General features: G+C 36.5%; 24 protein-coding genes and 1 pseudogene. 17 read left to right on the top strand and 8 right to left on the bottom strand.

Features of this window, described 5'->3' with window-relative positions; all coding sequences use genetic code 11:
• Positions 1–117 precede the first annotated feature (117 nt).
• Complete coding sequence (locus ACOI1C_RS12720; RefSeq protein WP_422510906.1) at positions 118–594, top strand: hypothetical protein; 477 nt, start codon at positions 118–120, stop codon at positions 592–594.
• Positions 595–684: 90 nt separating this feature from the next.
• Here the strand turns inward: ACOI1C_RS12720 and ACOI1C_RS12715 are convergent, their stop codons facing one another.
• Together ACOI1C_RS12715 and ACOI1C_RS12710 are read right to left on the bottom strand one after the other, a co-directional pair.
• Positions 685–2,511: a dihydroorotate dehydrogenase gene (locus ACOI1C_RS12715; RefSeq protein WP_422510905.1), complete on the bottom strand. Its 1,827-nt coding sequence runs from the start codon at positions 2,509–2,511 to the stop codon at positions 685–687.
• A gap of 116 nt (positions 2,512–2,627) precedes the next feature.
• A complete protein-coding gene (locus ACOI1C_RS12710; protein ID WP_422510904.1) occupies positions 2,628–2,996 on the bottom strand; it encodes a hypothetical protein in 369 nt (122 codons plus the stop codon).
• 402 nt (positions 2,997–3,398) lie between these two features.
• On the opposite strand from ACOI1C_RS12710, the pseudogene ACOI1C_RS12705 reads away from it, so the two are divergent.
• A pseudogene (locus tag ACOI1C_RS12705) lies at positions 3,399–3,853 on the top strand (NUDIX hydrolase).
• A gap of 72 nt (positions 3,854–3,925) precedes the next feature.
• Here the strand turns inward: ACOI1C_RS12705 and ACOI1C_RS12700 are convergent.
• Positions 3,926–5,152 carry a translocation protein TolB gene (locus ACOI1C_RS12700; protein WP_422510903.1) on the bottom strand — a complete coding sequence of 409 codons (1,227 nt, stop codon included), beginning with the start codon at positions 5,150–5,152 and terminating at the stop codon, positions 3,926–3,928.
• 245 nt (positions 5,153–5,397) lie between these two features.
• Between ACOI1C_RS12700 and ACOI1C_RS12695 the strand changes: the two genes are divergently transcribed.
• The gene (locus ACOI1C_RS12695) at positions 5,398–5,664 is read left to right on the top strand and encodes a hypothetical protein (protein ID WP_422510902.1); all 267 of its coding nucleotides are present in this window, start codon (positions 5,398–5,400) and stop codon (positions 5,662–5,664) included.
• 119 nt (positions 5,665–5,783) lie between these two features.
• Here the strand turns inward: ACOI1C_RS12695 and ACOI1C_RS12690 are convergent, their stop codons facing one another.
• A complete protein-coding gene (locus ACOI1C_RS12690) occupies positions 5,784–6,371 on the bottom strand; it encodes a hypothetical protein (protein WP_422510901.1) in 588 nt (195 codons plus the stop codon).
• Positions 6,372–6,388: 17 nt separating this feature from the next.
• A complete protein-coding gene (locus ACOI1C_RS12685) occupies positions 6,389–6,856 on the bottom strand; it encodes a helix-turn-helix domain-containing protein (protein WP_422510900.1) in 468 nt (155 codons plus the stop codon).
• Between the two features lie 609 nt (positions 6,857–7,465).
• Between ACOI1C_RS12685 and ACOI1C_RS12680 the strand changes: the two genes are divergently transcribed.
• Positions 7,466–8,068: an HAD-IIIA family hydrolase gene (locus ACOI1C_RS12680; RefSeq protein WP_422510899.1), complete on the top strand. Its 603-nt coding sequence runs from the start codon at positions 7,466–7,468 to the stop codon at positions 8,066–8,068.
• Here the strand turns inward: ACOI1C_RS12680 and ACOI1C_RS12675 are convergent.
• Complete coding sequence (locus ACOI1C_RS12675; protein ID WP_422510898.1) at positions 8,024–8,752, bottom strand: hypothetical protein; 729 nt, start codon at positions 8,750–8,752, stop codon at positions 8,024–8,026. The two genes, ACOI1C_RS12680 and ACOI1C_RS12675, sit on opposite strands and share 45 nt — an antisense overlap.
• Positions 8,753–8,928: 176 nt before the next feature.
• Between ACOI1C_RS12675 and ACOI1C_RS12670 the strand changes: the two genes are divergently transcribed.
• Positions 8,929–9,783 carry a GNAT family N-acetyltransferase gene (locus ACOI1C_RS12670; RefSeq protein WP_422510897.1) on the top strand — a complete coding sequence of 285 codons (855 nt, stop codon included), beginning with the start codon at positions 8,929–8,931 and terminating at the stop codon, positions 9,781–9,783.
• Positions 9,784–9,802: 19 nt separating this feature from the next.
• Positions 9,803–10,363, top strand: coding sequence for an AAA family ATPase (locus ACOI1C_RS12665; RefSeq protein ID WP_422510896.1), 561 nt, complete (start codon positions 9,803–9,805; stop codon positions 10,361–10,363).
• A gap of 76 nt (positions 10,364–10,439) precedes the next feature.
• Here ACOI1C_RS12665 and ACOI1C_RS12660 read toward each other — a convergent pair whose 3' ends face one another.
• Positions 10,440–10,841, bottom strand: coding sequence for a VOC family protein (locus ACOI1C_RS12660; protein WP_422510895.1), 402 nt, complete (start codon positions 10,839–10,841; stop codon positions 10,440–10,442).
• 364 nt (positions 10,842–11,205) lie between these two features.
• On the opposite strand from ACOI1C_RS12660, the gene ACOI1C_RS12655 reads away from it, so the two are divergent.
• The 6 genes from ACOI1C_RS12655 to ACOI1C_RS12630 all read left to right on the top strand — a co-directional run bounded on the left by ACOI1C_RS12655 (position 11,206) and on the right by ACOI1C_RS12630 (position 14,920).
• Complete coding sequence (locus tag ACOI1C_RS12655; protein ID WP_422510894.1) at positions 11,206–11,985, top strand: hypothetical protein; 780 nt, start codon at positions 11,206–11,208, stop codon at positions 11,983–11,985.
• Positions 11,985–12,239, top strand: a complete 255-nt coding sequence (locus ACOI1C_RS12650) for a hypothetical protein (RefSeq protein WP_422510893.1) — start codon at positions 11,985–11,987, stop codon at positions 12,237–12,239. Before ACOI1C_RS12655 ends, ACOI1C_RS12650 begins: the two co-directional genes overlap by 1 nt.
• A 103-nt stretch (positions 12,240–12,342) precedes the next feature.
• Positions 12,343–12,834: a DUF2975 domain-containing protein gene (locus tag ACOI1C_RS12645; RefSeq protein ID WP_422510892.1), complete on the top strand. Its 492-nt coding sequence runs from the start codon at positions 12,343–12,345 to the stop codon at positions 12,832–12,834.
• 10 nt (positions 12,835–12,844) lie between these two features.
• Positions 12,845–13,066, top strand: a complete 222-nt coding sequence (locus ACOI1C_RS12640) for a helix-turn-helix domain-containing protein (protein ID WP_422510891.1) — start codon at positions 12,845–12,847, stop codon at positions 13,064–13,066.
• Between the two features lie 67 nt (positions 13,067–13,133).
• On the top strand, positions 13,134–13,493 hold the full coding sequence (locus ACOI1C_RS12635; protein WP_422510890.1) for a hypothetical protein: 360 nt from the start codon (positions 13,134–13,136) through the stop codon (positions 13,491–13,493).
• 242 nt (positions 13,494–13,735) lie between these two features.
• Positions 13,736–14,920, top strand: a complete 1,185-nt coding sequence (locus tag ACOI1C_RS12630) for a sulfite reductase subunit alpha (protein WP_422510889.1) — start codon at positions 13,736–13,738, stop codon at positions 14,918–14,920.
• A 262-nt stretch (positions 14,921–15,182) separates the two neighbouring features.
• Here ACOI1C_RS12630 and ACOI1C_RS12625 read toward each other — a convergent pair whose 3' ends face one another.
• Positions 15,183–15,344 (bottom strand): hypothetical protein, encoded by a 162-nt coding sequence (locus ACOI1C_RS12625; protein WP_422510888.1) that lies wholly within the window; start codon positions 15,342–15,344, stop codon positions 15,183–15,185.
• Positions 15,345–15,412: 68 nt separating this feature from the next.
• Here ACOI1C_RS12625 and ACOI1C_RS12620 point away from each other — a divergent pair, with 68 nt between their 5' ends.
• From ACOI1C_RS12620 to copZ, 5 genes are all read left to right on the top strand, one after another.
• Positions 15,413–16,174: a GTP cyclohydrolase II gene (locus tag ACOI1C_RS12620; protein WP_422510887.1), complete on the top strand. Its 762-nt coding sequence runs from the start codon at positions 15,413–15,415 to the stop codon at positions 16,172–16,174.
• 321 nt (positions 16,175–16,495) lie between these two features.
• Entirely contained in the window at positions 16,496–16,864 is a 369-nt protein-coding gene (locus ACOI1C_RS12615; protein WP_422510886.1) for an ArsR/SmtB family transcription factor, read from the top strand.
• The gene (locus ACOI1C_RS12610; RefSeq protein ID WP_422510885.1) at positions 16,857–19,022 is read left to right on the top strand and encodes a heavy metal translocating P-type ATPase; all 2,166 of its coding nucleotides are present in this window, start codon (positions 16,857–16,859) and stop codon (positions 19,020–19,022) included. Before ACOI1C_RS12615 ends, ACOI1C_RS12610 begins: the two co-directional genes overlap by 8 nt.
• Positions 19,009–19,338 (top strand): metal-sensitive transcriptional regulator, encoded by a 330-nt coding sequence (locus tag ACOI1C_RS12605; RefSeq protein ID WP_422510884.1) that lies wholly within the window; start codon positions 19,009–19,011, stop codon positions 19,336–19,338. Before ACOI1C_RS12610 ends, ACOI1C_RS12605 begins: the two co-directional genes overlap by 14 nt.
• A 12-nt stretch (positions 19,339–19,350) precedes the next feature.
• Positions 19,351–19,557, top strand: coding sequence for a copper chaperone CopZ (gene copZ, locus ACOI1C_RS12600; protein WP_422510883.1), 207 nt, complete (start codon positions 19,351–19,353; stop codon positions 19,555–19,557).
• Positions 19,558–19,660 lie beyond the last annotated feature (103 nt).

The raw sequence follows: 19,660 nt of genomic DNA, 5'->3' as shown, positions 1-19,660 counted from the left end.
AGGTGCTATTATTGCTGGCTTTTCGTGTCTCAATTGCGGCGGGTTAAAAAGTATATGGCCATAAAATCAGTAAGAGTTTTTCCTTTTTAATTACTTGTATAGTAAGGGTGGAAGTTTGTGGAAAATAATTTTGGCGATTTTAATAGCGTTCTGGAAACCGAGAGGAATAACGGAAAAGTAATATGTAACATTACAGATATGACTACCGGTAGCCAGGGTAAGGCTGGAAAAATAACAAAAGTCGAAGTTGTAAAATTTTTAGATGCAATTGGTTTGAAATCCCACAGAATAAAAGAAAAGTGGGAACGGATAAATCGAGGGACGGCCGGTAGAATTATCGAGTATATACTTTCTTCGGATATGGCATATGATTTGGAATTAAGGACCAAACCAATTTCTAAGAACTTAAGCGATTATTTCCTCAGTCAATTCACAACTGAAGTTGAGTACTATACAAACGGGAAGTTTGATAAAGAATCCGGAATTTTTAGGTTAAGGAGTTGGACTTCATTGACTAATTCTACCTTTGACACTGGAGTTCTAGTGATAGATATGTCAAAGATAGGTATCCTCTGGGCAGAAGATAATGATTGATTTCTAGGGAATTGTAACGAAGTAAACGTAATGTCCTAATCGAAGGGAAAGATAAACAAAAAAGCCGTACCCTTTGCCGTTACGGCTTCTTTATTTCCCTTTCAAGAAAGGATAAGACAATACCAATCCTAACAAATATAGAATTACTAGAAAGTAAACAGGTAGTAGATGAATAAATGTCGTATACCCAATAAATATATGGGTCGCAATTCCAGCTATAAACGCGGGCAATGCTCCTATTGCAAGGGTATTCCATACCCAGCGTTCTCCTTTTCCGAATCCCCACAAGGAAATCAGTTGAACTAGCAATCCAACACTAACTAGCGCGCTGCCAAACCCAGCTCGGTCATGAGCAATCACAGGAATCAAATTGGCACTGATTTGGTCTAACATGTCAGGGGTCATACACAAGAAAGCTAAGTCGGTTGATACAAATACGTTGGAGACACCAATTGTAGAGATTACAATGCCACCCACTAGTATCAAAAAGCCAAGCAGAATAAACATAAGCTGCCCATATAGCCCAACTTTCCATACTCTATCATTCGTGCCATGACTAGAAGAGGGAGGACCTGTAATTCTCTTGCCTTCTCGAAAGCTAAGAAAATAGATAGGCAAAAGAATGAGCCAGAATAGACCGTGCAGCCAATCAAAATACCCATATCCAATAAAAAGTAAGATACCAAGAAAACCTATGATTGCTGCACTGTGAAAAGCAATCTTTGTCCAATGCAAATCATGTCTAATACCGTGACGGGCAAGTTGGATATACAAAATCCCTCCAGATATCATGGTTCCGGCAAGAGCCATTCGATCATGAAACATAAATGAAAGTATGAGTGGATTGACTTGTAGAATATCATCCCTATTTAACCCGATAAACGATTCATCATAAGGGAGAATAACGCTGGTAACAGCAAAATACAATGCAATAAGTCCTCCGATTAGGATGGAGAGACCAAACAGAAATGACCAGAACCAGGTTTGCTTTTTTACTGGTGGAGCTTCTTCATATACTAATCGTTCATGAATGCGTTTCGGTAGCCCTGGACCAGCTTTTACATAGCCTTCTGATAGGAGTAAGAGATCTGCACCGGCACGAAATAGAGTAAAAGCTTCATTTGGAGTCTCTGCTCCGCCAGAGGTTACGATGTGCAGCTCTGGGTGTAGATTGTTAATCTGTTTAACTGTTTTAGTTAGGCATTCATTTGCATTAACAGATTCATGCCAATAGCCAGCTGCTGATTGACGAGGAGCATTTATGACAATACCATCAACAAAATTGTGTTCTACTATTTTACCTATTTCATTTATGTTCATTTCATCAGAGGAAAATGATACATAAAAAGGACGCTCCAAAGATGAAAAACTATTATCTACACAATAGTTAATCTGTTCAAGTGTGATGATAAAGGCATCCACAAATGGAGTTAATTGTTGCACAATGATGTCCCATTCATTTCTTGTTACATATGGATCTATCTTTGCAAGTATAGGAACTCGAATATCATGGAGAATCAATTTTTTAATTGCTAGTTTGAGAGGAACCTTCTCTGGGTGATTAGAAAAAAGAAAGTGGTTATCTTTCCTTCTGAGTTCACCCTGTTCCACAGGTTCGTTCAGCACAATAGGGCCAATTTCCAGAAAACCAAAACCTAATTCTTGGAAAGCATTGATACCTGACAACTTAGGATCTATATGGCCACTTAGCCCAACTGGAGAAGAAAATGTAGTGTGATGGAATGTCTTTTGAAGTTCTTGTGATGGTTTCATATGTCCTAAGAACTCAATAAAATTCCGTCCACCAGGTAAGGAGGCAATGGTGCTCATCGACTTATGAATAAACTCCCGGCTTGCTTTCGGACTAATCCGCTCTAGGAGTAACTTCTTTAACGGATGATAAGACCAATCGGGCATAGACAACACCTTCTAAACATAAATTTACACTGCTTTTTAACTGTTTGCTTAAATGTAGGATCCACATATTTTATATCTTTATTTTAGCATGGAGAGTTCAAAGCTTAGTCTCCAATCTATCCTATTAGCAAAGCTAAATCAATTATGTACATAATTTCGCTATCCAATTCCGTAAAATAAGCTTCACTTTCACTTTGGGATAATCCTAGTCTCATCATCGTTTCTTCCTTGTTCTTAAAAATTATTTTGTATGTAGGAGCAGCAATATCAGAAGTATCGGACATTTTTTCCCCGTGTGCTTTATTTAATTTAGTAACAAGTGAATTTATCAGTGATGTGTCTTCAAAGGATTTTATTTGTTTTTTATCCTCCCAATTATAAACTTCTACTTTGGTTACATCTTCATTTAAGTTGAGGCTATTACTTTGACATCCGATCAATACAATAGAAAAGAGAAATAACAATAAAATAAGCTTAATTCTCAACTAGATTCCCCCTCCTGATTATCTCACTCTATTATTCCCACTGAATGTTATAGTTAACTTACTTAACATTTTTCTCCTATTCTGATTTTAGCATGTAGATTTACAAAGCATATTAATTACTTTTGTTGTTGGTTAAATAATTTTCAGGAAGAGTATTGAAAATAGGAGGATTAATAAATTGAAATATGTAGTTAAGTATCTCATCATTTTTGTATGGGCAGTTATCTTCTTATACTATTTTAACAAGCTGCTTCCTAAAAATATTTTCTTCTCAGTAGGTGGCTGTATAGTTACGATAATAAGTTCACTGGTGATTCTAAAGTTATATGAAAGTAAAAAGGTGCGCTGACTCGTGTGGTTAGCGTGAAGGGCAGTGCCGTTTAATATAAGTGGAGGTTAGTTATGGGCTATATAATGGAATTAAGGAAATTAGTGGGAAGCCGTCCCCTAATAATGACTGGAGCATGTGTTATCTTAATTAATCAAAATAAAGAGATATTATTGCAACTTCGTAATGACAAAAACTGTTGGAGATTAGCTGGAGGTTCAATGGAGATCGGTGAAACTTTAGTACAAGTAGCAAAGCGAGAGCTGTTTGAGGAAACGGGATTAATTGCAAATAAATTAAAGTTATTTAATGTTTACTCAGGAGAAAATTTTTACTATAAATATCCTCACGGTGATGAAGTTATAATGTCATTTCAGCCTATGTATGCAGTGATTATGAAGGTGTAATTACTAGAGAAGTAAGTGAAGTTCAAGAATTGAGGTTTTTTAAGGTTAACGAACTTCCACAGAACATTAGTCCACCAGATTTCCCGATTTTAAGTGAATATATAAGAAATAGTGCATATTAATTTAAGGAGCTTTAGAGAAATAAGGGAATTCCAAAGAAAAGGAGTTCCCTTTCTATATTTAGAAAATCAGCATTAGTCTTTAGTATAGATCGAAAATAAGGAGGGTGAAGAATCAACATCCCCTATCCAAATTCTCGATTCCTTTTGCTTATTTTGCTGTATCCAAACATCAGCTTTATATATCTTGTCTTGCTTGCGTACCCATGTGAGAAAAGATCCAACAGCCTGTGGATTTTCATCTAACTCATTTTCTTTTGGAAAGGTAAGTTGATTTTGAGTGCCTGATTTTACATCTATCTCATACAGAGAGGTGAACATTGTAGGTGGTGGTCCCTCTTTCCACGCTTTGTTCTCCTGTGACCGAGCAACAATTACTTTAGAGGGTGACAGCCACTCTAAATCAAGGTCTACATATCCTTTCGGGGTGTATTCTACCTGCTTGGCAGTTACCTCCATATCTGCAATCTTAGTAATCTTATTATCAACGAAAAACCGTCCTTCTCCTGAAATGTAAGCTAATTGGCTGGCTTGTGGTGCCCACTTAAACCAGTTACTAAATCCTAGCATCCTTCCGATATCCTTGAACACTTCTCCATCTGAAGATAGGACACATAAGGGATTACTGTCCATTGCCCATGAAGGTGTTGGGGTGCCGAGAAAACTGACCCACTTGCCATCATGACTCCACTTGAAATTACCGACATCAACAGCAAATAAACTATTCTCATCTATTTTAATTGAGTACAATAGCTCAGCTTTGTTCTCATTAAGATTCATATCCTTTGGAATACGAAACAATCGAATTGGCTCCCAGCCTGTGGGAAGGCGATTTGAACTAGCAGAAACAATTAACTCTTTCCCATTTGGGAACCACTCAAATCCACTAACACCTAACGACACATTTTCAAATCCATATGGCCTTCCATCCTTCGTCTTTGTAACATTTAGGACCCATCCAGATAGATAAGCCAACTCATTTGCAACAGGGGACCATGTAAAAGAAGAGGCATCAATGCTCGTATATGGTTCGTAGTTTTCCTTCTTCACTGTATCATATATCCATAGGTTAGATTTCTCCCTCTGCTCATCCCCGTCAATATATGCAATAAATCTCCCATCGTAAGACCACTGAGGTGAGTAAACATATTTATCATTGGTAAGCTGTGTTTCCTTATCACCTACCTTCATCCATAGCTGGTGATCACGAACAAACGCAGCCTTCAAAGGCACTTCTGCCTTCGTCACAGAAATAAACTGAACTAACAAAAGCACCATAAGTAATACAATTTTTCTTAGCATGGCAATCCCTCCTACTGTTTAGATTCACCTATTAGATTCAAGTTGATGCTATTTTCTAAGCAGGAATAAAGCCTTTACTCATTGAAGTAAAGGGAAGGGGAGTTACAGGAGTACAATCCAGCTTGATTTACCAAAGCATTAAAGAAAGGAAACAGATTAAGCCCCAAACCAATAAAGGGTTTATAGGAAACTAGAATATATGTACTAAAATTAGATTAAATAAAAATGAGAGTGGAGGAATGATGATGAATTGGGGTCTAGTACGTCAACAATATCCCGATAGGCTAGTAGTAGTGGAAGCATTAGCCACTTCATCAAAAGATAGAATCCGTATTGTGGAAGATATGTCTATCATTTCAACTTTTGACAATAGTATAGAAGCCTGGGAGACATATAAGAGACTACATAAAGAAAATCCTGATAAAGAACTTTACGTATTTCATACATCAAAAATTAAACCAGAAGTTATCGAAAAATTCTTTATTGGTGTAAGAGGCCGAAAATGGAATTAAGAGTAGAAGAAGGGCTTTTGTTAGCCAAGGTGATTTAGTGTGAAGAAGTGATGATTGCAATTATTTCTTTTGTTGAGCCAAGTCTTTTAAAGTCTCTGCTTTATAAAAATAGAAAAAATCTATGGGTAAGTGGGCAATAGATGAGGTAGGTTCTGAGGAGAAACTATGCGGCATTTTCCCAGCGGGTCAGGGAAATCATGTACATTGGCTGTAACGAGAATGTCAGCATTGTCCTGAATAGCAGTTACCATGATGTGAAAATCATATAGATTGTTACAATTATCAATTATAATACCCTTGTTCCTTAAATATTCTTTAGATTGGTCAATTCCCATACCTAAGTGGTACTTCACTTCAATGAACAAATTATCTTTATAAGTGTCTTCGTCAGATAAATCAACATTTCTTAAGGTTTTCATGAAATTTACATCAAACAAATCACTATATATGTGTACAAAGTTCATAATAACATGATGTGGAATTTTCTTTTTTACTCTCTTCCCCTCTGACCGACTTCTAATTTTAAATCTTCCAGCTTTAAGGATTGCATAAATTTCGGCTTGTGTGGTTCTATGTAATAATACTTTAATTAACCCTTTTGATTGTAAAAAAAGCATTCTGTCTAATATATTCAATTCGTGGTTTCTAGTTTTACCATGAAAAACGTGTGGAACCACAAAATTTGTATCTAAAGCAATGACAATCATTTATATCCTCCCCAACTTTATTCATCTATCTCAATCTCCCAATCTTCGGTATAATCCTCGTTCAAGAAATCTTTCATGATAGCCTTCGTTTCTTCTTTTTGGTTCATTTTCTCTTTAAGAAACTCAAATTCTTTTTGAGGAATCATGAATTTCCCACGCGGCCCCATTTGGTGTCCAGAAATAATTTTGTCCCTAATCCAATTCCTAACTGTTTCTGAAGTTACGCCATAGTATTCTGCTACCGTTTTAGTGTCTACATACTTTTCCTTGTTATCTTGAACATCTTCAGGTAAATCTGAGATAGGTACAATTGTCTCATTAGATAGAAATGTAATTTTGTTATCACCTACTTGAATAGTTATAGCTGAATTTAAGAGTTGGATCGCCTTCTTCAACCGGATACTGTGTGAGATATCTTTTATGTCATTTAGCACGTATTCTAAATCAAGCACAATCTGTTGTATTTCAAACTCTTGTTTAATCATTGTATTACACCTCCTTTCCTGCATTATACACAAGATAAGCAAAGTAAACAAAGAAAACAAAGAAAACAAAGAAAACAAAGAAAACAAAGAAAACAAAAGTCCCTGGCACCGAAGATCTAAAATGCACAGTTGTGGTCATACGACTTTGTATAAAATTATACCCATGAAGCATAAGGAAGTGATAGGAAGTGGCCGAGCTAGTGACGAAGACGATCGAACTAAAGAAAATAGAATTCTGTAAGATTCCTGAAATTCGAAGTGAGTTAAAGGACTTTTTGGGGATTATGAGTATACAGCACTTAAGAACTAAGATTCTAAACTCTTTTATCAAAGCTGCATTACTAAAGCTAACTATTCCCGGTAAATTGACTACCCCAACTCATAGTACATTTAAAGGGAATATCTTATTGTCTCCAGCATGTACATCAATGTATAAAGGGATTTCAATTCTCAGTTTTTGTTTTTAAGGAGGTTTACATCATTTTTTGTGGAAGTAATTAACTAATGGACCTTCCTACTTAATTGAGAATCCCAGTAGTAAAGCAAGTCAATATTGAGGAGCTACCTGGGGAAGGTATATCTTATAAAATATTGAATGAGGTGATTCCTATGATAGCAGTTTTTCTTGATCGTGATGGGACAATTGGTGGAACAGGTGGGGGGATTCATCCATTTGAATTCACAATGTACGATTTTGCACCATCTTCAATTAGAAGACTTAATGGTCTGGGCGTAAAGGTATTCCTTTTTACGAACCAAACAAGAGTTGGAAGAGGTTACTTTACAGAAGAGGAACTGTTAGAAGGATTTAAAATCATGCAGGACGAACTCGAAAGGAACGGAGCTTACTTAGACGGTATATATTACTGTCCTCATAGTCCTGATGATGGCTGCACATGTCAAAAACCTAAAAATGGCTTATTGATAGCTGCTAAAGAAGAGCATGAATTGCAACTAGAAAGCTGTTATGTGGTAGGTGATACAGGTAGTTCTGATATGATTGCGGCACATAGTGTTGGAGCAAGAAAAGTACTAGTTAAAACAGGCTGGGGAGAAAGCTCCTTAAGTAAACATCGAGACAAATGGGTAGGAATTGATCCAGAATACATCGCCAACAACTTAGTTGATGCGGTTCGTTGGATTGACGTTGATGTAAAGAAGAAGGGCTTAGTTCCTTTTCTGTTGAGCCCAGAAATTAGGCTGAACATATGAAATAAGCGAATAGTCCATTTCATAGCCATCCTGAGTAGCCAACTGCACTAATATCGTGTCATCACCGTTATTGTGGTTAATATCTTTTGTGGTAATCGTAATCACCTGAACACCTTTCCTATTTGGGTTCCCTACCACTACAACTTGATTTCCCTTTGTATACACATTTGTAACCTGGGTTTGGAAAGTAACGATGTACATATCAAGTGCTTTCTCATTTTGAAACATGGGAACCGAAATCCCTAAATTATGCTCGAAGTCATACCAACCAGATATCCCGATATCATAGTTAGTAAACAATCGATGCTTTGCATAGTGAACTCTAATAGGTAGATAGCTCCAACGACCAACAGAACTGTGCCAATGCTCTTCATAAGCAGGTCTTTCGTACTTAGGTTTATTGACAATTATTTTGAAAGGTATTTTGGTTCCTGTTTTAATCACTTCGGAAATCGGAGCTTCATTGGCTGGGAGTTTTCTTTCTTCCCAAGGTGGATCTTTGATATTTATTGGATTGCTAGGTTCAAGATGTTTAAGTCGGTTCTCTAGTTTTTCTATAACTTCTTTTAATGACTTCACTTCATTTTCTAATGTCGCTTCTTCCGCTAAAGACAATGAGGGAAGTCCAATATTAGTAAAAGTTGAACAAAGTAAGATCGATATAATTATTCGAGCAATATACATACTATCACCTCAAAGATAGTATTTGATCTTCGGGTGAATATATACTAATGCTAGAAATGGCTAAGTGATGTTGGTGCGGAAATAAAGAGAAGAAACAATAAAATTTTCTATTTACGAATTCCAGAAAGAAGGTTTTTTCACTTTCTAACACTATTTAGAATCGGAGGAATAGCTTCATGTTACGCAGCTATCAAGATAAAGACTTTGAACAAGTTACTCAAATGATAAATAATGCAAGACCACTTTATAGCATGTTAGATACAGATGCAATACTAGAGAAATCAATAGAGTTCATTGTTTATGTAGAAAAGGACGAGATTCACGGTATTGCCTATGCAACAAGCGTGATTAATGATGCCAGTGAATATGAGGCGCAAATTAAGGTGTATGTAGAACCTCCTTATAGACTCCGTGATATTGGAAGATTATTAGTATCGTATATTGAAAGGGAATTGAATAAAAGAAATCTAGATCTTATTACTTCCTACATGAGAATTGACATTGATAATCCTGCTGGCTTCTGTAATAAATTAGGTTTCGAGAAGTGGTGGGGATCTCCTGAATTGTCGTATGTGGGTGTTGGATTTCCTGAAGTCGGAGAAGAATTTGTTCCTTATGAGGATAAATATTTTGACCGTTATCTAAAAGTAGTACAGGAATCATTTTATGATATTCATGTAAAGAATGATATAAAGCCTTACCTTGCTACTGAAGAAATAGTAAGGAAATACAAGTTACATGACAAAGAAAATGTGTACCTTTTAATTGAAGAAGATAGGATCCTAGGATCTGTAACAGTAGGAAAAGGTACAGTAGAAAACTTAATGGTTTCTAAAGCTGCACAAGGTAGAAGTATTGGTAAAAAAGCTCTTCAGTTTGCAATCAATAAGATGTTAAATCAAGGATATGAGGAAATTAGAATTTGTTATATGGAAGGAAATGCTTCCGCTGAGAAATTATATTTTTCATTAGGATTTACACCATTACACAGGACACATGTTTATCGAAAAGTTATAAATGGAAGTCTATAAATTATGAAGGAGAGAAACTATGAAACTTGTTTTTGTATTTGGGCCTCAAGCAGTTGGTAAGATGACAGTTGGACAAGAACTTGCTAAAAAAACTGATTTAAAGCTTTTTCATAACCATATGACAATTGATTTGGTTGGTCATTTTTTTAACTATGGTACAAAAGAAGGTAAAAGGTTAGTTAGTTTGTTTCGTCAGGAAATCTTTGAAGAGGTGTCAAAGAGTAATTTGTATGGAATGATTTTTACGTATGTCTGGGCGTTTAATCAGCAAGGTGATTGGGATTATGTTAACCAAGTTTCTCAGCTCTTTGAGTCCAGAGGGGCTACTGTTTACTATGTTGAGCTTGAGGCTGATATGGAAGAGCGACTTCATCGAAATAAGAGTTCGAATAGATTGGAACATAAGCCATCAAAAAGGGATATTGAATGGTCCGAAGGTGATTTGAGAAGATCAATGGAGAAATATAGATTGAATTCCTTGGAAGGTGAAATTCCATTTTCAAATTATATCAAAATAAACAATACCAATCTAGGTGCGGAAGAAGTGGCAAAGATAATTAAGGGAAGATTCTCCCTATAATGTAGGGGTACTTGAAAAGGAGATTGTATGAGATTATACGGGGTGTAAAAAAACGCCGGTGACCGGCGTTTCTATATTAGTGTTTCGGCATTTTGCTCTCGTCCATGTACAGTAGATTCCAGCGGTGACCGTCGAGATCGGCAAATCCTGCGCCGTACATCCAGACGTCAATTTCACTGGGCTTGCCAAAGACGCTTCCTCCGGCAAACTCTACTTTTTGAATAAAGGCATCTACTTTTTCTCTGCTGTCAGCGCCAATGGAAAATATTACTTCTGCGCTATGGGAAGTATCTGCGATTTTTGAACCTGTAAATTTCTCAAACGCTGCATCCGGGAACAGCAGAATCGTTGTTTGACCTATGGCAAGCTTGGCTCTCTCGTTACCAACGCTCACCGCATGGAATCCAATTTCATTGAAAAAGGCAGTTGACCTCTCAACATCTTTGACCGGCAAGTTTATCCAAATCTCCTGTGACATGGCTGTAGCCTCCCTAGAATATATTTTCAACTACTCCTACTATACTCAACTTCTGGCAGCAGAAGCGAATTTTTATAACAGAGGCAGATTGTATTTCTATATTGAAGCTGAATTTAAATAACATGCTAATTAAAAGCATTGATCATTTTGAAATAGGGAATATAATAATCGGATTTGAAGGGAAGTTTTTTTGAATTAACAGAGGAAATGTTAGATTGGAATACTCTCAAACTAGAATAAAAGAGATGCTCAAAAATGAAGGTTGGAAAACAGTAAAGCAATAAGGCAAGGAACCAGGTTACACCAGAACTGTTTAGAAATAAGATAATCATATATAATATAGTAAGAGGGAGGTTTGAATAATTTGGAAATGATGATAAACGAAGATTTTGTTTTACATCGCTATATGAATTCGGAATTGATAAAGGGAAGAACAAAAAATTCTAAAGACATTGAGGTGTTTCTAACTGAGATATTTGCGCTGACAATCATCAACTTACAAAAACAATATTCAAGTTTTCTGTTAAGAATTATCCCTTCCAAAGACACCGTATATAAACCTGCCAATGAAATAGATAACCATACAATCGTTAAATTGAAATCACTTATTGAGGTTCTTACAAATAAAAAATATGGAACATCTAAAGAGCTAGGGGTTATTAAATTCTACCTGGATGCTTTTTTCCTCTCAATTACAACAAAAGGGAAATTAGAATACTTATATGATGGATCCTATTTGTTGACAGTTGATGAAGTTGCCGAAAGAATTGGTATCAATCATCAAACTATTCACAGATACGGAAAGAATGGTCAGTTAGAAATTGTAGAAACAACAAATCATCGACAAATACCGTTACATGTAATAGAGATATTGAAAGATGCAGATCTCATGACAAGAATTCAACTGTTATCTAATGCCTATCTAGAAAGAGAAAATTCACTTAGTAGAAGATGCGAAAAAATTATGATTAAAATAAAGAAGTTTGAAGAAAATTACAACAATCAACCTTTTGAAAAAGTCTACAAAGATGTTATTAAGGGTAATAAGCACTGGGATGAAGTAGAAAGCGTTAGTGACTACTTTGAATGGGAAGCATTGGTGGAAGAGTTACAAGAAATAAACACTGAGCTAGGTAGTAAGTGATGGAAAAAGAATATAGTAGACGTAGAAGAATAGCTGATTTGTCGCAAGATTTCTCCAAGGTAACTAATGGATTTTTTGAAATCATCAACTATAAAGAAAAGCGAGCAAAAGACAACATGGATTTATTACTTGCCACCATACCATTTAAAGGTCATCCAACATACGGAGATACCATAATCTATGTCAGAGAGTTATACGACGAAATTCCCCAATTTAAAATCTTCTCTTACCTACATACAAATACCCATAGATAGACTACAAACAATAACGGTTTAATGATAAGTAATATTATTTTATTGCAAAACAATAAAATCCGTGTTACATTCAAATGAATAATAAATAAATGAGGTGCTTTTTATGAAACGAAGTTCAACACTCTTTTTAAAGGTGGCTGTTGTTTTTATTGGTATTCCAGTTCTTGCTTTGTGTCTATTTTTGTTGCCTCAGATAGCCAATGAAGCAAATGAAGCAGCAGAACGAGGTTCAGATGTGGCTTTTGTGGTTTATGGCCTTTTAATGGTTATGTATGTTTCTGCGATCCCGTTTTACTTTGCTTTGTATCAATCTTTTAACCTTTTAAGCTATATTGACAAGAACCAAGCTTTCTCGGAATTATCTGTAAGAGCTCTAAAGAAAATCAAAATCTGTGCAATCATAATCAGTGGCTTGTATGTGGTAGCCTTACCATTCGTCTATATCTTAGCGGAGATTGATGACGCACCGGGTCTAATACTAATCGGTATGGTCATGATTTTTGCTCCCTTGGTGATTGCTGTCTTTGCGGCTGTTCTTCAAAGACTTTTACAAGAAGCCATCGATATAAAATCAGAGAACGACTTAATAGTCTGAGGTGAAAACAATGGCAATTATAATCAATATTGATGTGATGCTGGCTAAGAGGAAAATGAGTGTAACAGAACTCTCAGAGAGGGTTGGAATAACAATGGCTAACCTTTCTATATTGAAAAATGCAAAGGCAAAAGCAATTCGACTATCCACGTTAGAAGCAATCTGTAAGGCTTTAGACTGTCAGCCGGGAGATCTTTTAGAATACAAAAGTGAAGAGTATACTCAAAAATAATAAATTGAAACTATTTCACATTTTTACCGACTAATTAATTGTACAGCAAAATTAGGAGGTAGATATTGTGATGAATTTTAGGAAAGTGACTTTAATGTTTGTTAGCATTTTGGTTATCTCCATTTTAAGTGCATGTGGAGCTAGCGTAGAACAAGATAATACAAGTGGGGAAGGGACATCAGGCAATGCAAGTGGAATAATGCTTGCAGGGCAAGACGCTCCTGAAATAGTTGGCACTTTAAAGAGTATTGAGGCGAATGTTGAGGTTATTATTACAGTAGATGGTCAAGATGTAAATTACCGTATATCGGAGGATGCAACTGCTCAAATTGAAGGAGAAGAAGTGGGAATAGGAAGTGAAGTTACTTTTACAACCTTCTCAATCGGGAATGGCAAGGATACAGTTGCTGAGTTTATTATCAAATAAGGAAGGGTGAACGTGGGGTTTTGGCATCCCTACGTTTTTTTGTTTTTACTTTTTTTTATAGGATCATGTGTCTAAATTGTTAGTAAAAGGCTTACTGTTATACTTTAATTACAAATGTTAGAAAAGATCACCTTATAATTTGAAAGATAGCCTTCAAAGTAAAAAGTCGTTATAATGGAATAGGTAACAATGATTATCTTATTCATTCATTTTTACTTTATATAAAACTCGAGGTGAAGACTATGCAAACGACAATGACAAATCCAGATTCTACAGAGGATAACAAGATCGTTGGAACACCATATTCAAGGACCAACCCATATAAAGCGAAGGTTCTCAAAAATAGTAATCTAAATAAAACAGGTTCAAGTAAAGAAACGAGGCATATTGAGTTATCCTTAAAAGGGTCAGGGCTTACTTATGATCCAGGTGATTGCCTTGGTATTATTCCTGAAAATGATCCAGAATTAGTTGCTTCTCTTATAAAAGAGATGGCGTGGGATGAGAGGGAAGCTGTTGTTATTAATAAAAATGGCGAAACACTTCCACTGAAGGAAGCCCTAATAACTTATTTTGAATTAACGTTATTAACGAAAAAAATACTACAACAAGCAGTTGCTTTTACTCAGAACGAGGAGTTACACAATCTCGTTACTGTTGAAAATGCAAGCCAGTTGAAAGAATATATCATTGGTCGTGACGTACTGGATTTGTTGCGTGACTTTGGTCCTTGGAGTGCTTCTGCTCAGGAAATTGTGTCCCTTTTAAGAAAGATGCCACCACGTCTATACTCAATTGCGAGCAGCATCACGGCAAATCCTAATGAAGTCCATCTTACAATTGGTGCGGTACGTTACATGGCTCACGGACGTGAACGAAAAGGAGTTTGTTCTGTCTTATGTTCGGAACGTATTTCAGATGGAGATGAGCTTCAAGTATTTATTCAGCAAAATAAACATTTTAACCTGCCGGAATCCCTTGATATAGATATTATCATGGTCGGACCAGGGACAGGTATAGCACCATTCCGTTCATTTATACAGGAGCGTTCTATAAATAAAGTAACGGGTAGATCTTGGCTGTTTTATGGGGATCAGCGTTCTGCGACGGACTTCCTTTATCAGAACGAGTTAGAGCAATATCAAAAAGATGGTGTATTGACTAATTTAGATGTCGCATTCTCACGTGACTCTGAGCAAAAGGTTTATGTACAGCATTTAATGCTTGAAAAGAGCAAAGAATTGTTTGAATGGTTAGAAAAGGGAGCTTTCTTCTATGTTTGTGGTGACAAGCAATATATGGCAAAAGATGTACATGAAACATTAATAAACATAATTGCAAAAGAAGGTAGTATGAACCGAGAAGAAGCCGAAGCATACCTTAATGATTTACAAAAGCAAAAACGTTACCAACGTGATGTTTATTAAGATTAATTCGATTTGATTTGGGTTTACGAGATCGATGGGGAATACTATGTTGATTATGATGTACTAAAGTCCTAAGTCAAACGTAAGAGAGCCATACTTCAATGAAGTATGGCTCTATCTAATCATTATGCAGTACCTACTTTAGTATTTGTTAAAACAGATCCTCTAAAAAAGTAACCCGGTATACACAAGGAAGATTCCAATATAAACTGACATCATGGTAGGAATTAGAAAAAGAATATGTTTGAATATAAGAGGATGTTCAAAAAGTCCGGCAAAAATAGCTTCGAATTTCTTCGTCAGCTCGTCTTTTCCGCTCCTCACGTATACAAAACATACGTGCAGGAAGCTCAAGACTTCGCTTCCTTGAACTTCTTTGCTCTTTTTGTCCTCCTTTTTGAACAGGCTCTATAAGTAAGTACACAATTAAAAACTCCCTGCATGTAATAAAGTAATCGTTACAAACTAAGCTAAAAAAGGGCGATGTACAAAATGATACAAGTGAAGCTCGATTCAAAAGTTCTTGGGGTATTAGAAGAAAAAATTCAATTGATTAAGACAGAAAAAGGGGCCATTTATCTTGTTGGACCAATTCGACTTCCTGTTAATCTATTTGGTGAAACAGTCGTCTTTAAATGGTATTGTTGGCTAAATTGCAATGAGGTGACAGAGGATTTCGAACGAATTATCGAGAAATTAGCTTCCGTTAATTTAGCTGAATTACAGCAATCCAGTGTGTTAGTATACGGTGATTTTGAATATGCGGATGAGGCAATCATCAGAATGCATTCTATTTGTCATACAGGTGATATATTTGGAAGTAAACGCTGTGATTGTGGTTTCCAGCTTAAGCAATCCATGAAGATGATTATCGATCATGGGACAGGCGCATTGTTCTATTTAGCAAACCATGAAGGTAGAGGAATTGGACTTTTTAGTAAAGCGATGGCTTATGTACTCCAAGAAAATGGATATGATACTGTTGAAGCAAATGAAAGTCTCGGTTTTGTTGACGATTCTAGAAATTATAGTGATGCGATCCAGGTATTGAAGGCTCTTCGTTCTAAGCCAGTCACACTCATGACAAACAATCCTAAGAAATTGGACGCCTTAAAAAAATCAGGTTTACAAGTTTCTGGAAGAGAATCCTTATGGGGCGATAGCTCTGAGTTCAACCAAAAGTACATCCAAACAAAAATTAAGAAGTCAGGTCACCTTGAAGAGGAAGGGACTTCTTCAAATGAGGAGTCATGAATTTTCACATGGTTTCTTGAAGAACACGGGTCCATAAAAAGACAACTCAGAATTAACAACCAACTAGAGTACCGAATGATCGGAAATTCTAAAAAAATAGTAATCTAATTCAAACGGACAAGTGGACTTTTTTAATCGTTCTATCCTTCTTTGTTATTTAAGAATACTGTGATTGTAAATAACCTTGTGAAACCGCTGAGTAAACATCTCGGCGGTTCTTTGTACATTTGTTAACAACATTCAAACAATTGTTTGAACATATTATTGATATTCTGTATACTATATTCAAATGAAACTTTGAATGTAGTAGGAGTGTTGAAATTGAAGGAACAAGACATTTGTGAAATTACATGCTTTGATGAAAATAAAGTAAACCGAGTTAAACAAGGCCTAGGAACACAGAATACACTAGAGGTCTCTAGAATTTTTAAAGCCTTATCTGATGAAACCAGAGTTAAAATAACCTATTCACTTGCTTTGGAAAAAGAGCTTTGTGTTTGTGATGTAGCCAATATTGTGGGAAGCTCAGTTGCAACAGCCTCCCATCATTTACGCCAATTAAAAAAACTGGGTCTGGCAAAGTATAGAAAAGAAGGGAAGTTAGTTTTCTATTCCCTTGATGATGATCACGTTCAGCAGCTCATGCTAATTGCACTCGCCCATCAAAAGGAGGTGGCTTTACGTGGATAATAGTTTCGAAAAGGCTGTCGATAAGAATGTTTATCGTGTTCAAGGTTTTTCCTGAGCTGGCTGTGCGGCAACGTTCGAAAAGAACGTTAAACACCTGGATGGTGTAACAGACGCAATGGTTAATTTTGGTGCGGCTAAGATAACAGTATATGGTCAAACAACTATTAAAAACTTAGAAAAAGCAGGGGCATTTGAAAATTTAAAAATTGTACCTGAAAAGGAAAGATTTGAAGTTAAGAGAAAATCTTTCTATAAACAATACTCGACAGTGATTGCTTCTATTGCTTTTCTCCTATTGGGCTGGGTTGCTGGTCAAATGAATGGCGAGGAGAGCTTAGGCTCAGCATTAGCTTATGTAACTTCCATTCTAGTCGGTGGTACACGCTTATTTAAAGCAGGATTACAAAACTTAATTAGGCTTCAATTTGATATGAAAACCTTAATGACCATTGCTATTATTGGAGCTGCCTTTATAGGAGAATGGGGTGAAGGGGCCACAGTCGTTATTCTTTTTGCCATTAGTGAGCTACTTGAAACCTATTCGATGGATAAAGCCAGAAAATCCATTCAGTCTTTGATGAATATCTCTCCAAGAGAAGCATTAATTAGGAGAAATGGCAAGGAGGAAATGGTCTCAGTCGACGATATTGAAATTGGCGATATCATGGTTGTTAAACCTGGTCAAAAAATTGCAATGGATGGAAAAGTTCTTAAAGGAGAATCCTCCGTCAATCAGTCTGCTATTACCGGAGAGTCCATTCCTGTACTAAAAATGGTGAACAATGACGTTTTTGCAGGAACCTTAAACGCGGAAGGTTTAATAGAAGTTGAAGTAACGAAGCGTGTGGAGGATACGACGATTGCAAAAATTATCCACCTTGTAGAAGAGGCACAGGCAGAAAGAGCCCCTTCACAGGCCTTCGTCGAGAAATTTGCCAAGTACTATACTCCTGCAATTATGTTGGTGGCTTTAGGGGTAGGGATCATGCCTCCGTTATTTCTAAATGGTGATTGGAGCGAGTGGATTTATCAAGGATTGGCGGTCCTTGTAGTGGGTTGTCCCTGTGCTTTAGTGATTTCGACGCCTATTTCGATTGTAACCGCCATTGGAAACGCCGCTCGAAATGGAGTTCTTATCAAAGGTGGAATTTATTTAGAAGAAGCGGGGGCATTAGAGGCTATTGCTTTTGATAAAACAGGTACGTTAACAAAAGGTATTCCTGCTGTTACTGACACTGTTTTAATGAATTCTCATACTGAAGAAGAGTTATTGCTATCCACAGCCGCACTAGAAAACTTATCACAGCATCCATTAGCATCAGCCATTATGAAAAAAGCTGAGGAAAAAGGCTTGAATTACAAGTCCGTACAGGTAACAGAGTTTTCTTCTATTACAGGCAAAGGTGTAAAAGGAATAGTTGAAGGAATTCAATACTTTGTGGGTAGTCCAGGTTTTTTCAAAGAGTTACTAGGAAATCAATTAAGTAAGGACCTTACAAACCGAATTAAGAACCTTCAATCACAAGGTAAAACCGTCATGGTAATCGGCACTAGCGATCAAGTGATTGGACTTATTGCTGTCGCTGATGAAGTCCGAGAAAACAGTCAAGAGATGATTAGAAGCCTCCATGAGTTAGGTATTAAAGAAACAATCATGTTGACAGGTGATAACCAATTAACAGCTGCTTCAATTGGCGAGTATACAGGAGTAAGTCGTGTTAAAGCAGAATTAATGCCAGAGGATAAGCTGAACTACATCAAGGAATTACGAATGAAATACAAAAAGGTTGCAATGGTGGGTGATGGTGTAAATGATGCCCCAGCCTTAGCAGCGTCGTCAGTTGGAATTGCAATGGGTGGAGCAGGCACGGATACCGCTTTGGAGACAGCTGACATTGCTTTAATGGGGGATGACCTCAGCAAGTTACCTTTTACAATCGATTTAAGTAGACGAACACTAGCCATCATTAAACAAAACATTACATTCTCGATCGGCATTAAGCTCCTTGCCTTATTGCTTGTTATTCCAGGCTGGTTAACATTATGGATTGCAATCTTTGCAGACATGGGAGCAACCCTGCTTGTTACCTTAAATAGTCTTCGTTTACTTCGAGTCAAGCCAAAGAGTGTGAGGCGGTTAGACAATGGATCAACCTAATCAAAATGAAGAATGCTGCTCTCCTGAAGAGCATGGTCGTAAAAGTCATCACTCAGACACAACCAAGAAAAACTTAATCAGTCGCTTGAACCGTATAGAAGGTCAGATTAGAGGAGTCAAGGGCTTAATTGAAAAGGACACCTATTGTGACGATGTGATCACACAAATTTCTGCTATTCAATCTGCCTTAAATGGTGTTGGAAAGCTTCTTTTGGAAGGGCATTTAAAGAGCTGTGTTGTAGAAAGAATTCAAGAAGGCGATCAAGAGGTTTTAGATGAGTTTTTAATCACAGTTCAAAAATTAATGAAAAAATAAGGAGTGCTTATAATGGAAAAAGTAACATTAACTGTAGATGGTATGTCTTGTGGTCACTGTGTTAATGCAATTGAAGGTAGTGTAGGTAAATTATCGGGTGTAAATGAAGTAAAGGTAAACTTAGAAAATGGAACGGTTGATGTTCAGTTTAACTCTACTGAAGTAACTCTAGACCAAATCAAAGAAACAATAGATGAACAAGGTTACGATCTTGCATAATAGTGCTTAATTAGCACTTTTCTTTTGATATAAAACATACCCCCTATCGGTATATTTAGAGGAAGAAGAATGATGAGTCATGCACAAAAAGAAACAACGTTAC

The organism is Bacillus sp. DJP31, assembly GCF_049310945.1.
Classification (GTDB): Bacteria; Bacillota; Bacilli; order Bacillales; family SA4; genus Bacillus_BS.
This window is presented reverse-complemented; position numbering and strand designations above follow the sequence as displayed.

Bases quoted from the DNA above. Each gene is read 5' to 3' on its own strand.
- ACOI1C_RS12620 (WP_422510887.1), top strand. From the start codon at position 15,413: ATGATACAAGTGAAGCTCGATTCAAAAGTTCTTGGGGTATTAGAAGAA.
- ACOI1C_RS12605 (WP_422510884.1), top strand. From the start codon at position 19,009: ATGGATCAACCTAATCAAAATGAAGAATGCTGCTCTCCTGAAGAGCAT.
- ACOI1C_RS12680 (WP_422510899.1), top strand. From the start codon at position 7,466: ATGATAGCAGTTTTTCTTGATCGTGATGGGACAATTGGTGGAACAGGT.
- ACOI1C_RS12660 (WP_422510895.1), bottom strand. From the start codon at position 10,841: ATGTCACAGGAGATTTGGATAAACTTGCCGGTCAAAGATGTTGAGAGG.
- ACOI1C_RS12665 (WP_422510896.1), top strand. From the start codon at position 9,803: ATGAAACTTGTTTTTGTATTTGGGCCTCAAGCAGTTGGTAAGATGACA.
- copZ (WP_422510883.1), top strand. From the start codon at position 19,351: ATGGAAAAAGTAACATTAACTGTAGATGGTATGTCTTGTGGTCACTGT.
- ACOI1C_RS12715 (WP_422510905.1), bottom strand. From the start codon at position 2,511: ATGCCCGATTGGTCTTATCATCCGTTAAAGAAGTTACTCCTAGAGCGG.
- ACOI1C_RS12695 (WP_422510902.1), top strand. From the start codon at position 5,398: ATGAATTGGGGTCTAGTACGTCAACAATATCCCGATAGGCTAGTAGTA.
- ACOI1C_RS12640 (WP_422510891.1), top strand. From the start codon at position 12,845: ATGGCAATTATAATCAATATTGATGTGATGCTGGCTAAGAGGAAAATG.
- ACOI1C_RS12675 (WP_422510898.1), bottom strand. From the start codon at position 8,752: ATGTATATTGCTCGAATAATTATATCGATCTTACTTTGTTCAACTTTT.
- ACOI1C_RS12670 (WP_422510897.1), top strand. From the start codon at position 8,929: ATGTTACGCAGCTATCAAGATAAAGACTTTGAACAAGTTACTCAAATG.
- ACOI1C_RS12645 (WP_422510892.1), top strand. From the start codon at position 12,343: ATGAAACGAAGTTCAACACTCTTTTTAAAGGTGGCTGTTGTTTTTATT.
- ACOI1C_RS12690 (WP_422510901.1), bottom strand. From the start codon at position 6,371: ATGATTGTCATTGCTTTAGATACAAATTTTGTGGTTCCACACGTTTTT.
- ACOI1C_RS12630 (WP_422510889.1), top strand. From the start codon at position 13,736: ATGCAAACGACAATGACAAATCCAGATTCTACAGAGGATAACAAGATC.
- ACOI1C_RS12685 (WP_422510900.1), bottom strand. From the start codon at position 6,856: ATGATTAAACAAGAGTTTGAAATACAACAGATTGTGCTTGATTTAGAA.
- ACOI1C_RS12700 (WP_422510903.1), bottom strand. From the start codon at position 5,152: ATGCTAAGAAAAATTGTATTACTTATGGTGCTTTTGTTAGTTCAGTTT.
- ACOI1C_RS12650 (WP_422510893.1), top strand. From the start codon at position 11,985: ATGGAAAAAGAATATAGTAGACGTAGAAGAATAGCTGATTTGTCGCAA.